The organism is Ruegeria sp. BG8 (assembly GCF_056538325.1).
On the sequence record NZ_JBQFSZ010000007.1, the window covers coordinates 66,551 to 81,390 of the forward strand.

The following is a 14,840-nucleotide window of genomic DNA, read 5'->3' on the forward strand; positions in this document are numbered from 1 at the left end:
TTGGGCCTTGGGATTGTTTGCATCCGCACAGGGTGATACCCCGCTTGGCAATCAAGGTTTAACGGATCAGGCCAATGGTGCAAACACTTACTGTCCTCGGACTGGAAAGCAGCTGTGACGACACAGCGGCTGCTGTTGTGCGCCAAGGCGGTGATGGCACGCAAATCTTATCCTCGATTGTTCATGGACAAACCGATTTGCACAGCGCCTATGGGGGTGTCGTACCCGAAATCGCCGCGCGCGCGCATGCCGAAAAGCTGGATACTTGCGTGATTCAGGCGTTAAAGGCCGCAGACCTTACCCTTTCAGACATGGATGCCATCGCCGTAACAGCCGGCCCCGGCCTGATCGGGGGCGTAATGTCCGGCGTCATGTGCGCCAAGGGGATCAGCGCGGCAACCGGGTTGCCGCTGATTGGTGTCAACCACTTGGCAGGGCACGCCCTGACACCGCGATTGACGGATGGGATCGCTTGTCCATACCTGATGCTTCTGGTTTCGGGCGGACACTGCCAGTACCTGATCGCCCACGGACCAGAACAGTTCACCCGCCTTGGGGGCACGATCGACGATGCACCCGGCGAAGCATTTGATAAAACCGCTCGCCTTTTGGGACTGCCGCAGCCGGGTGGCCCCTCGGTCGAGGCCGAAGCCCGCAACGGCGATCCCAAGCGGTTCCGATTTCCGCGACCGCTTTTGGATCGGCCGGGTTGTGATTTGTCTTTTTCCGGCCTCAAGACCGCTTTGATGCGCATGCGGGATCAGATCGTGGCGGAAAAGGGCGGATTAACACGGCAGGACCGCGCCGATCTATGCGCGGGATTTCAGCAGGCCATCGTCGATACTCTGGCCGAGAAAACACGACGGGCGATTGACAGCTATCTTGAAGAAAACCCATCTGATCCTGTGATCGCGGTCGCCGGTGGTGTGGCCGCAAATACGCCCATTCGTTCCGTGTTAGAGACTGTTGCGCATGAAAAAGGCACGCGTTTCACGGCCCCACCACTTGCGCTTTGCACGGACAATGCAGCCATGATCGCCTTTGCCGGGCTCGAGCGTTTCCGGGCCGGCGCACGTGACGGGCTGGATCTGACCGCGCGCCCTCGGTGGCCTTTGGATCAGACCAGTCCAGCCATGTTGGGCAGTGGTAAAAAAGGTGCCAAAGCATGAGCATTTCAGTGCTGGGATCAGGGGCGTTTGGCACCGCTTTGGCGATTTCATTGGCGGGAAACGGACCCGTCACGCTGTGGGCTCGGGATCCAGAGCAGGCGCAGCTTATGCAGGGCGGGCGCGAGAATGCCGCACGGCTACCGAGCATGCGTTTGCCGGACGTCATCACAGCCACCTCGAACATTGCGAAGGCCGCAGAGAGTGAGACGATCCTGGTTTCAGTCCCAATGCAGCAACTTCGGGGCGCTCTGCTGGACCACGCTGCTGTTCTTTCTGGAAAGACGCTGGTCGCTTGCTGCAAGGGGATTGAGCTGTCCACGGGCCTTGGACCAATTTCGGTCATTCGCGATACTGTCCCGGATGCGCGCCCTGCTTTGCTGACGGGTCCCAGCTTTGCTGATGATATCGCGCGGGGCCTTCCGACTGCGTTGACACTGGCTTGTGCCGACGACGCGATGGGTTTGCAGCATACGCTCACCACAAGCAATCTGCGCCTGTATCGCACAACCGATATCATCGGAGCCGAACTGGGCGGCGCGCTCAAGAACGTTATTGCAATAGCATGCGGCGCGGCCATCGGAGCGGGGCTGGGCGACAGCGCGCGCGCGGCCTTGATGACCCGGGGGTTCGCCGAAATGCAGCGCTTTGCGCTGATGCGGGGTGCGCGCCCCGATACCTTGATGGGCCTGTCGGGACTGGGCGATCTGGTGCTCACATGTGCGTCAGAATTGTCAAGAAACTATCGTTTTGGCCTGAGTTTGGGTCTAAGGAAGCCCTTTGATTCCAACACAACTGTCGAAGGCGTCGCCACCGCACGCGCCATGGCGGACATTGCCAAGACCGAAGGACTGGATATGCCCATCAGTGCCACCGTGGCCGATCTGAGTCATGGCGCATACAGCGTAACACAAGCCATCGAAACCCTGCTCAACCGACCCCTAAAGGAGGAATAAATATGCTGATCGCTCTTATCGCCCGTGACAAGGACGGCGCGTTGCAAACCCGATTGGACAATCGCGCCGCCCACCTCGCTTATATCGAGGAAACAGGCGTTGTGGCGCAGGCTGGCCCTCTGCTGGATGGGGACGCTATGATCGGCTCACTTATTATTCTCGAAGTCGAAGACATGGCCGCTGCGCAAAGCTGGGCGGACAATGACCCTTATGCCAAGGCAGGTCTGTTTCAATCAGTTGACCTGATTACATGGAAAAAGGTCGTCGGCTAATGGCGTTTTGGCTGTTCAAATCCGAACCGTCCACCTGGAGCTGGGACCAACAGGTTGCAAAAGGCGAGGCAGGCGAAGAATGGGACGGCGTTCGAAACTATCAGGCCCGCAACTTTATGCGACAGATGCAGATGGGCGACCGGGGATTCTTTTACCATTCCCAAAAGGACAAAGCGATCGTCGGCATCGTCGAGGTCTGCGCCGAAGCCCATCCTGACAGCACCACCGACGACGATCGTTGGGAATGCGTGGACATAAAAGCCATCCGACCCTTTGTGACAGAGGTAACGCTGGACCAGATCAAATCAGACGAGCGGTTGGGCGACATGGTATTGGTCAAGAACTCACGCCTGTCCGTGCAACCGGTTACAGATACCGAATGGCAGGTGATCTGCGAATTAGGACAAACACAAGCGGATTGAGAAAAAAGGGAAGGTTCCGACGGATGCAGAACCTTCCCTACCCCGCGTGCTCCCGACTCACCACACGCGTATAGAAATTCCGGTTCTGACCATCCTGGTCACATTGGTACATTAGTCGGTTTTAGGCTGTCAGTACAAACACCAACTGCTTAAAATTGAAAACGCCCACCTCGGGTGAAGCGGGCGTCAGGTTTGTGGATTTAGCCGTAAACCGATTCTTTCCCAAAATGCTTGGTCAGCATATAGTAGACGACCGCGCGATATTTGTTGCGCTCGGACATGCCGTAGGTTTCCAGCACTTTATTGATCGCTTCATCCAGCTCGGGGCCATCGGCAAGGCCCAGCTTTTTGATCAGGAAGTTGTTCTTGACGGTTTCAATCTCGCCTTCCTGCGTTGCCGCCACAGTTGCCGCATCAGCGTCATAGATCGCCGGGCCGCAACCGATCGTGACCTTGGTCAACAGGTCCATATCCGCGTCCATTCCACATTTGGACTTCAGGTCTTCGGCATATTTAGCGATCAACTCGTCGCGTTTTCCCATGAATAATTCTCCCGTAATGCGGCCTTCGCCACGATTTCACATGTCCTTCAAACAAGTGCATGGATTTTAATCAGAGGATGTGTTCGCTCAAAGGGAAAATTTTTCCCGTTTCCCCCTAAGCAGCCGGTCTCGAACCAACCGGTTTTTCAAAGGCGCGGCTGGCTAAGTCTGAAAAGGCGCGCACCTTTCGACCCGGTGTCGCATTGCCCGCGTGAACAAAGGATATGGGCGCATCCGGCGACCGCAGAACACCCGGCATTATTTCAACCAACGCGCCGCTTTCCAGCTCTCGCTGAACGGCCAGGCGGGATTTAACGGCCAAACCCAGACCTTGCACAGCAGCCTCGGTCAACATGTCCGAGTTTGAAACCGCAATCCCGCGTGGAATTGAAAATTGACCGGCACCATGCGGCCCCGTGATCTCTAGCCGCGTTTGCCACGGCAAACACGCCCAGCGCATAACCCGAAGATCTTCGATCACTTGCGGGGTGCCGTATGTTTTGCAAAATCGAGGTGACGCACAGATGATCCGATCATTGTCACTCAGCTTGCGGGCTCTGAGCGTGCTGTCGGCCATCTGACCAACGCGAATGGCGCAATCGATCCCCTCATCCACCAACGATACATAGCGATCCACTGCCAGAAACTCGATCGAAAGGTCGGGATGTTCACGCTGAAACGACTCCATCTGCGGCATAACGAACCGAGACAATATCCAAGGAGACAGCGTAACCCGCAAATGCCCACGCAATGCCCCGGTTCCGCTTCCTGCGTCCAATTCGGCTTCGCGCAGTTCGGCCAGAATTGGTTCAATCCGGTCCAGAAAGATCATCCCCTCATTCGTTAACTGTACCTTGCGGCTGTTGCGGTGAAACAGTTTGAGGTTCAGAACTTCTTCTAATTTTGTAATGCGATGACTGACTGTCGCCGCGGACAGGCCCTGGGCCTTGGCGGCCGAACCAACTCCGCCTGTTTTGGCCACGGAAATAAAGGTCATCAGGTCATTCACATGGTACATTCGAAAAATCCTAACACTGGTTTTGAAATTCAGCCAGTTATCGGCAAAAAATTCAAATGGTATCTGCTCTGCAATCATCAGAGGAGGAACAGATGAAATCCCTTTACGCCAGTGTATGCGCCCTAGCGCTTGCTCTGCCGGCTGCTGCCGCCGAGCTGGAAACATACCTTGAGTTCGAAAAAGCTATGCCCCCGGGCAACCTGGCTATTGGCCCGGACGGGCGCATGTTCATGTCGGTGCATGAATTCTACGGCCCCGAACTGCGGGTGGTTGAGGTCATGCCCGATGGGTCAACCAAGCCTTACCCGACCGAAAAATGGGCCCGCGCACCGAAAGATGACGCCGACGGGCTGAACGGCGTTCTGGGTCTGCGGGCTGACCGCGATGGTATCCTGTGGATGCTGGACGGTCAGGGTGAAAACCAGACCGGGCGCGTTGTTGGTTGGGACACCAAAACCGAGACGCTGCATGCGATCCATTATATCGGCGCACCTGTTGCGCGCCCGACATCGTTCCTGAACGATCTGGCCGTGGACCGCGATCATGGGGCCATCTACATCTCGGATACAGGTGACGGTCAGAACTCGGCCATCATCGTGGTTGACCTGGAGACCGGGCGCGCGCGGCGGGTTCTGGAAGGCTCTAAATATACGATTCCTGAAGATACCCCGATGGTCATCGACGGGCGCGAGATCACACTGGGCGGCAATCCCGCCAAGATCGGCATCAACCCGATCACCGTCGATCCGACCAACACATGGGTCTATTTCGCGCCCATGACGGCCAGCGCAATGTACCGCATCCCAACCGCCGCACTGCTGGACGAAAGCCTGTCGGACGCGGATCTTGAGGCCAAGGTTGAGCGCTATGGCGACAAGCCGATCTCGGATGGTTCGACCGTGGATACCGGCGGCAACGTCTATATCACCGCGATGACGGACAATGCGCTGGGTGTCACCAAACCGGATGGCAGCTATGAAGTGCTGTTCCAGTCGGATGATGAATTGCCGTGGCCAGACGGATTCTCGATCGGTGCGGATGGATATGTCTACGCCACGATTAACGAGTTGCACCGCTCACCCGTTCTGAACAATGGCGAGGATGCATCAAAAGGCATCTACAAGATCGTCCGGTTCAAATCGCTGTCTGACGCGGTCAGCGGACGCTAAAGAAACTCCCGGCCCTGCAATGTGGGGCCGGGACACCTATCGGCAATAGCCCCAACCGGGGCCTTGCAGATGGAAGTGATCCGCGTGCAGGCGATTGAAGTTCGGGCCCAGCACCACGCGAAACCAGTCACAGGCCCCTTTCCCAATTCGGTGCAGAAACTCTGATTCAGGTCCCGGCTCGGCCCAGCCTCGCAGCAGACTGAGTGTTCTACCATCCGCCAGCTCAATCCCGGCAATATCAATCGAGTCCGCCGTTGCGTGACTGCTCCATCCGCTGTTTTCTCCCTGCGCCGTGCGCATGCGGCGGCAATTGTAGCTACCCAGATGCCGCAAGGCGCGTACGTCAGTCCCCAACAGGTCCCGCGCAGCGGGCTGAACCACGTGATGCTCCCACATCGCCAAACGCAGAGCTGTTGTACAACGAGTCTCAACCCCGCTGACGCGGGCAGTTCGCAACCCCGACAGCAAACCTCGCCCGGCAATGCCGCAATTGCGATCAACCACCAGATCCTCCATCTCGGAAAACGCGATATCCGCCTGTGAAAGTGTCACCCGGCACTGCGCCTCATCCGCCAGCGCCTTGTTCAACTGGAACTTCGTGACCGGCGTGACAGGAGCGGTCAGGGACAAGTCCCGCAAAGGGTTCCAATGCGCAGGAAGTGGGGATTTTGGGTGCGCCAGGAGCAAATACCCACCCGACCCAACAAGAAATAGAAATACGATGATCGAAAAGAAAGACGCCGCCAGATGCAATATCCGGCGGCGTCCTTTGCGTTTGGTCATACCCGATCCGCGATCAGTAGCGGTAATGCTCGGGCTTATAGGGGCCTTCGGGTTTTACGCCGATATAGGCTGCCTGTTCGCTATCCATCTGGGTCAGCTTCACGCCGATACGATCCAGATGCAGACGCGCGACTTTTTCATCCAGATGCTTGGGCAGGATGTAGACCTTGTTTTCGTACTGGTCGCCTTTGGTGAACAGCTCAATCTGCGCCAGAACCTGGTTGGTAAAGGATGCCGACATCACGAAGGATGGGTGCCCGGTGGCGTTGCCGAGGTTCAGCAGACGGCCTTCGGACAGCAGAATCAGACGATTGCCCGAGGGCATCTCGATCATGTCCACCTGTTCCTTGATGTTGGTCCATTTGTGGTTCTTCAGGCTGGCAACTTGGATTTCGTTGTCAAAGTGACCGATGTTGCCGACGATAGCCATGTCCTTCATCTCGCGCATATGCTCGATGCGGATCACGTCCTTGTTGCCGGTGGTGGTGATGAAGATATCCGCCGATGCGACTTCGTCTTCCAGAAGCGTGACTTCGAACCCGTCCATTGCAGCTTGCAGCGCGCAGATCGGGTCGACTTCGGTAACCTTCACACGGGCACCGGCCCCTGCCAGCGACGCGGCCGAGCCTTTGCCCACGTCGCCATAGCCGCACACGACAGCGACCTTGCCGGCCATCATGGTGTCGGTGGCGCGGCGGATACCGTCGACCAGCGATTCCTTACAGCCGTATTTGTTGTCGAATTTCGACTTAGTGACCGAGTCATTCACGTTGATCGCCGGGAACGGCAGGTGACCGTCTTTGACCAGTTGATACAGACGGTTCACACCGGTGGTGGTTTCCTCGGACACGCCCTGGATCTGGTCACGCATCTTTGTGAACCATCCGGGTGAGGCAGCCATGCGTTTGGCTATCTGTTTCTTGATCACCTCTTCCTCTTCCGAACCCGGAACGGGGATGATGTCTTCACCTGCTTCGGCGCGGGCACCCAGCAGGATGTACAGCGTCGCGTCGCCGCCATCATCCAGGATCATGTTCGGGCCGTCCTCGAACAGGAAGGATTTGTCCAGGTAATCCCAATGCTCTTCCAGCGTCTGGCCCTTGATGGCGAAGACGGGGATACCAGCCTCGGCGATCGCGGCGGCAGCGTGGTCCTGGGTTGAGAAGATGTTGCACGACGCCCAGCGCACATCTGCGCCCAGCGCAACCAGTGTTTCAATCAGAACTGCGGTCTGGATTGTCATGTGCAGCGAACCGACAATACGGGCCCCTGCCAATGGTTTACTTTCGCCATATTCGGCACGCAAGGACATCAGCCCCGGCATTTCCGTTTCAGCAATATCAAGTTCTTTACGGCCGAACCCGGCCAATGAAATGTCTTTTACGATATAGTCCCCGGCCATCAGGTACTCCATTCCGGTAAATCTTGGTCCGGGTTGCCCTAACATCCCTTTGCGGACGTGGCAACGACGATGGCCGGAAACGGGATTTTATGCCGCCATAATCAGCTTGGCGTGCCTTCTACCTTGATCTTGGGGATCGCTTCGAAAAAATCGGTGCCAACGGCGACGATGCAACTTACGCCATTCGCATGGGTCACCAAAACGGTATAGCTTCCCGTTTCCTTTGAGGTCCAAACCTCCATAACCGATTGCCCGCCGCGCGATTTCTGCAATCCACCAAAGGCCAGCTGTTCTGAATAACTGTCCTGCAATTTGGCGACCACGTGCTCTCGCTGCGCGCAATTTTGCTGCTGAGCAAAAGCAGGGGGGGCAGTGGCAGCCATTCCAAAGGCCAGGGCAATTCCAAACAAACGCTTGAACATAACAAGCTCCTTTCGATACGAGTTTCGATCGAGAGGGGCACACCGGGAGAAGCATGCGCCCCCCTCGGTACTTCATGTCGGTATCACCGCGCACTTGTTCAAAGCACGAATGCTCAAGAAAAAGTTGGCAGCTGGTGATCTTGACAGGTAAACCATACCACAAAAATGCGGCGCAATCGCGGCTGTTCAGACGGGGCATGGCATAATGGCAACACAACCACGTGCATGGCAGAGAATGCTATCAGGCCGCAGGCTGGACCTGTTGGATCCAACGCCCGTAGATATCGAGATTGAGGATATCGCGCATGGTCTGGCGTTTGTGGCCCGGTGGAACGGCCAGACGGCAGGTGATTTCGCCTATTCCGTGGCCGAGCACTCACTTCTGGTCGAAGAGCTTTTTGGCCGCATCGCGCCCAATGCGCCGGTAAAATGGCGGCTTGCGGCGTTGTTACATGATGCACCCGAATATGTGATTGGCGACATGATATCTCCGGTCAAGTCCGCAGTGGGGCCGGGCTATGGGGCACTGGATGATCGGCTTGCCGCAGCAATCCACATCCGCTTTGGCCTGCCCGCAGCCGTACCGAAAACGGTGAAGCGGCAAATTAAAAAAGCCGACAAAATCAGCGCCTGGATGGAAGCAACCCAGATCGCAGGTTTCTCCGAGGCCGAGGCGTCCAAGTTCTTTGGCCGTCCGGATAAGTCAGTTATGGACGGGTTGATGATTAGACTGCGCCCACCCGTACAGGTTAGGCGGGCTTTTGAAGACAAGCACAGCCAGCTTATGAGCAGAATTTGATCAAGATCATTATGTTAGGGTATTTTTCAACTTGCTATTTTCACTTCTAAACAACATCCAAAATCTCTTGCACAGAGTTAGAAGACCTGCTGGCCGTTGATCTCCAAACAAGCCTATGCGAGAGACACTTGCAGACTTAGGAGAGCTCGACATGGAGCGAAATAGAATTGCCTCGCTTTGGATTGGTGAACGTTTGAGTTTTCTCGACCTGCTTTGCCTCAAAGCATTCGATGACATTGGACAAAGAGTGACGCTCTATTCGTACAATCCAATTCAAAATATGCCGCCCTTTGCCATTGCGGCCAATGCAAACGAAATTTATGAGACTCAAGAAACTCTGCGCCAAAAAGTTGGCAGTGGTATTCTGCGTGGAAGCCCTGCTTTGCATGCAGATATTTTTCGTATGCACCTATTGAAAAAGACCGACTTCATTTGGGTGGACACTGATGTTTATCCGCTCCGTACTCTCGAAACGCAGAACGGTTTCTTATTTGGTGGCGTTGGGAAAACCATTATGAACAGCGTTTTGGCTTTGCCAAAGCAAAGCCAGACCCTCAGTCAATTGATAAAATTCGCGTCGAAGAATGATGAATTTCCCCCTTGGTGGGACGAAAAGATGCGAAAAGATCATCTAAGCAAGAACCTCCCGGTTCAACCGGAGTTTTTTCCTTGGGGTACTTATGGTCCGGATGCTCTGCGTTACTTCATGAACCTGAACGGGGAAGTGAAGTATTCATCCAGTAGTGAGGTCCTTTACCCAATAAAAGCACGGCACAAAGCTGCGCTCTTAAACAAGTCAGATATCCAAATTCCAACAAATTCTATGTCAATCCATCTATACTCCACAAACCTAAGAGCGCTAATTCGGCGAAATTACGGAGGGAAAATACCCGTGGACAGTTTCCTCCACAAATTGTGCAGAAAATGTGGTATCGACCCCTCCGATGCGCCGGTTTAGCTTTCGTATCCCGCTCGACAAATAGAGCCCTACGGCCCCTTCTGGCGCAGCTTTAACCGAAAACGTAAAAGCAGAGCTTGTTGCCGTCCGCGTCGCGGGCATAGGCACCGTAGAAAACATCCGGAACGCGCTGACCCGGCTCGCCTTCGTCGGTGGCGCCAAGGCTAATTGCCTTTTCATACATCGCCTGTGCGTGCTCTTTCGAGTCGGCGGAAAACGCAACCATGGTGCCATTCCCCGGCGCGCAGTCACCGCCATCATAGGGTTCACAGACAGCCAACATAGGCGCGCCCGGTTCATTGCCGATGAACGCTATGCGACCAGCATCAAACGTAACCTTTGCATCGCGATCCGAGAGCAGATCCGTATAAAACTTCTTCGCGCGCTCCATATCCGAAACGCCGATGGTCACATAGCCGATCATGTGAGATTCCTGTCTTGTTAAGTGTTCTTCCAAGACGGACACTTGGCCTCAGGGCGCGGAGGTGCAAGTCACGAAGCTGTGACAGTCGAAATCAGGCCAGCCGTAAACTACTGGGCTCCAGATCTGCCGGTGTAAGACCTCAACTCAACGCGGGCTGCGTTTCGCCAAGATCCGCTGCAAAGTCCGGCGATGCATGTTCAGCCTGCGCGCGGTTTCCGAGACATTGCGGTCGCACAATTCATAGACCCGCTGGATATGTTCCCAGCGCACGCGGTCGGCGCTCATGGGGTTTTCGGGCGGCGGCGGTAATTCGTCGTCCTTGGCCAACAGGGCGTTGGTGATATCTGTGGCGTCTGCAGGTTTCGACAAATAGTCCGTTGCACCGATCTTGACGGCCGCTACGGCGGTGGCAATCGCTCCGTAACCGGTCAGAACCACGACCCGGCTGTCGGGGCGTTTTTCACGCAACACTTCGACCACATCCAGCCCGTTTCCATCTTCGAGCCGCAGGTCAACCACGGCATAAGCAGGAGGGCGCGCTGTCGAGATCGCGCGGCCTGCAGCGACGGAACCTGCGGTTTCAACCTCAAAGCCGCGTTTCTCCATTGCCTTGGCCAGCCGCCTCAGAAACGGCTCGTCATCATCAACCAATAGCAGGGATTTGTCGGGGCCGATATCCAGGTCAGAGCTGTCCGCCATATTCTATTCTTTCCGCTATTTCACGCATTTGGCTTAAACATGAGTAATAGCAGCGCCATTGCAAAGGTCAAACAGCGTGTTTCAGGCTAGATCTTGTCCAGAAAGCATCCGACCTTATCGGCCATCTGCCCGGCACTGTCGTTGCGATTGAAAAATTCGATGAAACCATCCTGCGGAGTGACCAGGTAGGTAAAGGTCGAATGGTCCACCAGATAGTATTCATCGCTTTTGTCATGCGCCTTGTAATAGGTCTTGTAGGCTTGGCTGGCAGCCTTGATCTGCTCGGGCGTTCCCGTCAGCGCGATCGTCTTGCCACCAAGGTTAAAGGCATAGTCTGCCACCACTTCGGGTGTATCACGATCCGGGTCGACCGAGATGAAAAGCGGTGTGACCGACTGACCGCGTTCTGCCAAAACATCCACGGCCTCGACGTTGCGGGACATATCGAACGGGCAAACATCGGGGCAGAATGTATAGCCGAAATAGACCAGTGTTGGCTCGGTAATCACGTCGGTATCAGTGACCGTTTCACCAGCGCCGTTGATCAATTCGAACGGCCCTCCGATTGCTGCGGTTCCACCTGCGATCTGGCTTGATCGGCATTGAGCGAACTTGTCATCCGAACCGGGGCCGCGCGTCAGCAGCCACATGGCACCCATACCAATGGCCAGAACAACAGCAGCAAGAATAGCGTAAAGACGGACCATGACATTAATCCTGAGATCAGAGGGGTTGTTGATCGTTTCGGCCGGGACACCTATCAAGATGATCAGCCGATGCAACAGGACATAGTCGACCAATGGCCAATTCCAACATCACATTGTGGCGCGGACAGGAACGCAGCAGCTGGATCCGACTGCGAACGCTGATCCTGTTGCGCTGGGTGGCCATTGTTGGCCAGATCACCGCCATCACAGTCGCACAACAGACCTATGGTGTGCAGCTAGACGTTATGCTGTGTTATCTGGCCATCGGCATTTCGATCATGGGAAACCTGACGGCGATCCTGATTTTTCCACGAAACAAGCGGCTTTCTGAGTTTGAAAACTTTCTGATGGTCTTGTTCGACCTGCTGCAGCTAACGGTTCTGCTTTACCTGACCGGCGGTCTCAACAATCCGTTTGCGTTGCTGTTGGTGGGCCCTGTTACGATCTCGGCCAGTGTGATGACCACGCGGTCAACCATGATCATTGGTTTGGTGGCGATCATCCTGACCTCGCTGTTGGCCGAATTCCACATACCATTGCGCACTGACAGCGGCATGGATCTGGATATTCCGGATATTTTACTGTTTGGAAACTGGGCTGCAATTGTCATCGCAATCGTGTTTTTGGGGGCCTATTCCCACCGCGTCAGCTCTGAGGTTCAGTCCATGTCCGAGGCGTTATCGGCCACACATATGGCACTGGCCCGAGAGCAGAAACTGACGGACCTGGGCGGGGTCGTCGCCGCAGCCGCGCATGAGCTGGGAACACCTCTTGCCACGATCAAGTTGACGAGTTCAGAGCTGATCGAAGAACTTGACGATCGCCCGGACCTCAAGGAAGACGCCGCGCTGATCCGAGAACAAGCCAACCGCTGCCGCGACATTCTTCGCGATATGGGCCGGGCCGGGAAAGATGACCTGCATCTGCGGCAAGCTCCGCTGTCAACAGTGGTTCACGAAGCGGCTGAGCCGCATATACATCGTGGCAAATCCGTTCAATTCGCCGAAGGACCGGTTGGCGACGGGGATGTGCAGCAGCCTTCAATCCTGCGCAAACCTGAAATCATTCATGGCCTGCGAAACCTGATACAAAATGCCGTCGACTTCGCCCGAGCGAATGTCTGGGTCGAGGCTGAATGGAGCCCGACGCAGATCACCGTCAAAATCATGGATGACGGGCGCGGGTACCCATCGCAGATGATCGGCCGGATTGGTGACCCGTTCATGCGACGTCGCCGGGCCGAGACCGAGCAGCGCACGCGCCCGGAATATGAAGGGATGGGGTTGGGACTGTTCATCGCGAAAACGCTGTTGGAACGCAGCGGGGCCGAACTGGATTTTGCCAATGGCTCTGATCCCTACCAAACCCTGTCGGACAACCCCGAACGCCGGGGTGCGATCGTGCGCGTGACGTGGCCGCGTAATCTGGTCGATGCGCAGCTTGGCGATACGCCTGTGCCTTCGGGTGTTAATCAACGCATTGAAGTGTGAATTAAGACCTCGTTAACCATTGGTAACCATACTGCGCTGCGGTGTTTTCTGTTTAGGGCGCGCGCATGGTCGATTGGATTATCCTGGCCGTAATCAGCTTGGTATCTGCCGGTCTGGCCGTTCAGTGGCTTTTGCCGCGCCGCCGGCACAGGGGTGACAACTTTGGCCTGTCCTCACCCAACTCTCTGTTCGATCCGGTTTTTCTGTTCGACGGTGAAAGGTTAATCAGCCATTCCGATATCGCGCTGGAAGGGTTCGAGGATATTCGAACCTGGTCCGACTTGCGCCGCCTTTTACACCGCGACTTCCCGGCTTTCCCTGAAAAACCCGAGCTCATCCAACAAGAAGGCCGGATGGTCGTCCCGGCCATCGATTGCACGGTCGAGCGCGACGTGCTGTGCGAATGGATTGACGGCATTTTCCGTGTCCGTCTGCGCGAGAGCAGCCAGTGCCCGGCGACTGTTCACCGCGAAGCGAACGATCCCATCCGCCTTGCGATGGAGCGCGCGCCCTACCCCGTCTGGCTGCTTGATGCGCAAGATAGTGTGCGTTGGTGCAACGCCGCTTACGTATCGCTGGTGCGCAAGGTACGGGGGCAAGATACCGACCTGACGGCCCCTTTATTTCCGGGCTTTGATAACGAAAACCGGCCAACTGCCAAGACACGTGTTTCAATCTCGTCGGATACCACTCAAAACAAGCTGTGGTTCGACCTGACGCTGGTAAATCATCCCGAGGGGCATCTGTGCTATGCCGTTGACATCAACGCGATTGTCGACGCCGAAACGGCGCAGCGAAAATTCGTGCAAACGATGACAAAGACCTTTGCACAGTTGTCAATTGGGTTGGCCATTTTCGACCGAAACCGGCAACTGGCGCTGTTCAACCCCGCCCTGATTGATCTGACCACCCTGCCCCCGGATTTCCTAAGTTGCCGCCCCAGTCTGTCCAGTTTCTTCGACAGGCTGCGGGACCAGCACATGATGCCGGAACCCAAGAATTATCGCAGTTGGCGCAGTCAGATGAATGACCTGCTTGAGGCGGCTGAAGACGGTAACTATCAGGAAACGTGGTCTCTGCCGTCCGGGTCGGTCTATTCTGTCAGCGGTCGTCCACATCCCGATGGTGCCGTGGCCTTTTTATTTGAAGACATCACGGCCGAGATCACCCTCACCCGGCGTTTCCGCTCTGAGATGGATCTTATGCAGTCCGTTCTCGACAAGCTCGCCGATGCCGTCGCTGTTTTTGCTGATGACGGAACGCTTGCGCTTACCAACTTTGCCTATCAAGAACTCTGGGGCGACACGGGCGACACCGGGTTTGAGCCGGACACAGTCCTGGAAGTTACACGTAAATGGCAAGATCAATGTGCCGCCTCGCCGGTTTTCGGAGAAATCCGTGAGTTTATCGAAATGCGCGACCATCGGGTTGAGTGGTCTGCGCAATTGCGGACACGCGAAGGCCAGCGGCTAACCTGTATCGTGTGTCCAATGCAAAATGGCGCGACGATTGTTAGCTTTGCAACCGAGGATGCCGTCGCTGCCCGATCAGAGGATCAACGGATCAGCGCCTGAACCGGGTTGCAGCGAGCCGACCGCGCGGTCATTGTGG

General features: G+C 56.0%; 17 protein-coding genes. 9 read left to right on the forward strand and 8 right to left on the reverse strand.

Annotated elements, in window-relative coordinates:
* Nucleotides 1-74: 74 nt before the first annotated feature.
* From tsaD to ACR0DG_RS14495, 4 genes are read left to right on the forward strand one after another with little or no spacing between them, the layout of a single operon-like run.
* Complete coding sequence (gene tsaD / locus ACR0DG_RS14480; RefSeq protein WP_480699462.1) at nt 75-1,169, forward strand: tRNA (adenosine(37)-N6)-threonylcarbamoyltransferase complex transferase subunit TsaD; 1,095 nt, start codon at nt 75-77, stop codon at nt 1,167-1,169.
* Nucleotides 1,166-2,122, forward strand: a complete 957-nt coding sequence (locus ACR0DG_RS14485) for an NAD(P)H-dependent glycerol-3-phosphate dehydrogenase (protein ID WP_480699460.1) — start codon at nt 1,166-1,168, stop codon at nt 2,120-2,122. The genes tsaD and ACR0DG_RS14485 overlap by 4 nt, the downstream gene beginning before the upstream one ends.
* A gap of 2 nt (nt 2,123-2,124) precedes the next feature.
* Nucleotides 2,125-2,394 carry a YciI family protein gene (locus ACR0DG_RS14490; RefSeq protein ID WP_480699458.1) on the forward strand — a complete coding sequence of 90 codons (270 nt, stop codon included), beginning with the start codon at nt 2,125-2,127 and terminating at the stop codon, nt 2,392-2,394.
* Nucleotides 2,394-2,816, forward strand: coding sequence for an EVE domain-containing protein (locus ACR0DG_RS14495; protein ID WP_480699456.1), 423 nt, complete (start codon nt 2,394-2,396; stop codon nt 2,814-2,816). Before ACR0DG_RS14490 ends, ACR0DG_RS14495 begins: the two co-directional genes overlap by 1 nt.
* A 200-nt stretch (nt 2,817-3,016) precedes the next feature.
* Here ACR0DG_RS14495 and ACR0DG_RS14500 read toward each other — a convergent pair whose 3' ends face one another.
* Nucleotides 3,017-3,358 carry a DUF2853 family protein gene (locus tag ACR0DG_RS14500; RefSeq protein WP_480699454.1) on the reverse strand — a complete coding sequence of 114 codons (342 nt, stop codon included), beginning with the start codon at nt 3,356-3,358 and terminating at the stop codon, nt 3,017-3,019.
* A gap of 115 nt (nt 3,359-3,473) precedes the next feature.
* Nucleotides 3,474-4,376 carry a LysR family transcriptional regulator gene (locus ACR0DG_RS14505; protein ID WP_480699452.1) on the reverse strand — a complete coding sequence of 301 codons (903 nt, stop codon included), beginning with the start codon at nt 4,374-4,376 and terminating at the stop codon, nt 3,474-3,476.
* A gap of 92 nt (nt 4,377-4,468) precedes the next feature.
* Between ACR0DG_RS14505 and ACR0DG_RS14510 the strand changes: the two genes are divergently transcribed.
* The gene (locus ACR0DG_RS14510) at nt 4,469-5,545 is read left to right on the forward strand and encodes an L-dopachrome tautomerase-related protein (RefSeq protein WP_480699450.1); all 1,077 of its coding nucleotides are present in this window, start codon (nt 4,469-4,471) and stop codon (nt 5,543-5,545) included.
* A gap of 36 nt (nt 5,546-5,581) precedes the next feature.
* On the opposite strand, the gene ACR0DG_RS14515 is transcribed toward ACR0DG_RS14510, so the two are convergent.
* From ACR0DG_RS14515 to ACR0DG_RS14525, 3 genes are all read right to left on the reverse strand, one after another.
* Nucleotides 5,582-6,328, reverse strand: a complete 747-nt coding sequence (locus tag ACR0DG_RS14515) for an extensin-like domain-containing protein (RefSeq protein ID WP_480699448.1) — start codon at nt 6,326-6,328, stop codon at nt 5,582-5,584.
* Nucleotides 6,329-6,341: 13 nt separating this feature from the next.
* The gene (ahcY, locus tag ACR0DG_RS14520) at nt 6,342-7,730 is read right to left on the reverse strand and encodes an adenosylhomocysteinase (protein WP_480699446.1); all 1,389 of its coding nucleotides are present in this window, start codon (nt 7,728-7,730) and stop codon (nt 6,342-6,344) included.
* Between the two features lie 101 nt (nt 7,731-7,831).
* A complete protein-coding gene (locus ACR0DG_RS14525; protein WP_480699444.1) occupies nt 7,832-8,152 on the reverse strand; it encodes a hypothetical protein in 321 nt (106 codons plus the stop codon).
* 205 nt (nt 8,153-8,357) lie between these two features.
* Here ACR0DG_RS14525 and ACR0DG_RS14530 point away from each other — a divergent pair, with 205 nt between their 5' ends.
* Nucleotides 8,358-8,951: an HD domain-containing protein gene (locus tag ACR0DG_RS14530; RefSeq protein WP_480699442.1), complete on the forward strand. Its 594-nt coding sequence runs from the start codon at nt 8,358-8,360 to the stop codon at nt 8,949-8,951.
* Nucleotides 8,952-9,102: 151 nt separating this feature from the next.
* Nucleotides 9,103-9,909: a hypothetical protein gene (locus ACR0DG_RS14535; RefSeq protein WP_480699440.1), complete on the forward strand. Its 807-nt coding sequence runs from the start codon at nt 9,103-9,105 to the stop codon at nt 9,907-9,909.
* 52 nt (nt 9,910-9,961) lie between these two features.
* Here ACR0DG_RS14535 and ACR0DG_RS14540 read toward each other — a convergent pair whose 3' ends face one another.
* The 3 genes from ACR0DG_RS14540 to ACR0DG_RS14550 all read right to left on the reverse strand — a co-directional run bounded on the left by ACR0DG_RS14540 (nt 9,962) and on the right by ACR0DG_RS14550 (nt 11,739).
* On the reverse strand, nt 9,962-10,333 hold the full coding sequence (locus tag ACR0DG_RS14540) for a VOC family protein (RefSeq protein WP_480699438.1): 372 nt from the start codon (nt 10,331-10,333) through the stop codon (nt 9,962-9,964).
* Between the two features lie 144 nt (nt 10,334-10,477).
* A complete protein-coding gene (locus ACR0DG_RS14545) occupies nt 10,478-11,032 on the reverse strand; it encodes an ActR/PrrA/RegA family redox response regulator transcription factor (protein ID WP_480699436.1) in 555 nt (184 codons plus the stop codon).
* An 86-nt stretch (nt 11,033-11,118) separates the two neighbouring features.
* A complete protein-coding gene (locus ACR0DG_RS14550) occupies nt 11,119-11,739 on the reverse strand; it encodes an SCO family protein (protein ID WP_480699519.1) in 621 nt (206 codons plus the stop codon).
* Nucleotides 11,740-11,831: 92 nt separating this feature from the next.
* Here ACR0DG_RS14550 and regB point away from each other — a divergent pair, with 92 nt between their 5' ends.
* Both regB and ACR0DG_RS14560 read left to right on the forward strand, forming a co-directional pair.
* On the forward strand, nt 11,832-13,229 hold the full coding sequence (gene regB / locus ACR0DG_RS14555; protein WP_480699434.1) for a sensor histidine kinase RegB: 1,398 nt from the start codon (nt 11,832-11,834) through the stop codon (nt 13,227-13,229).
* 65 nt (nt 13,230-13,294) lie between these two features.
* On the forward strand, nt 13,295-14,803 hold the full coding sequence (locus ACR0DG_RS14560) for a PAS-domain containing protein (protein WP_480699432.1): 1,509 nt from the start codon (nt 13,295-13,297) through the stop codon (nt 14,801-14,803).
* Nucleotides 14,804-14,840 lie beyond the last annotated feature (37 nt).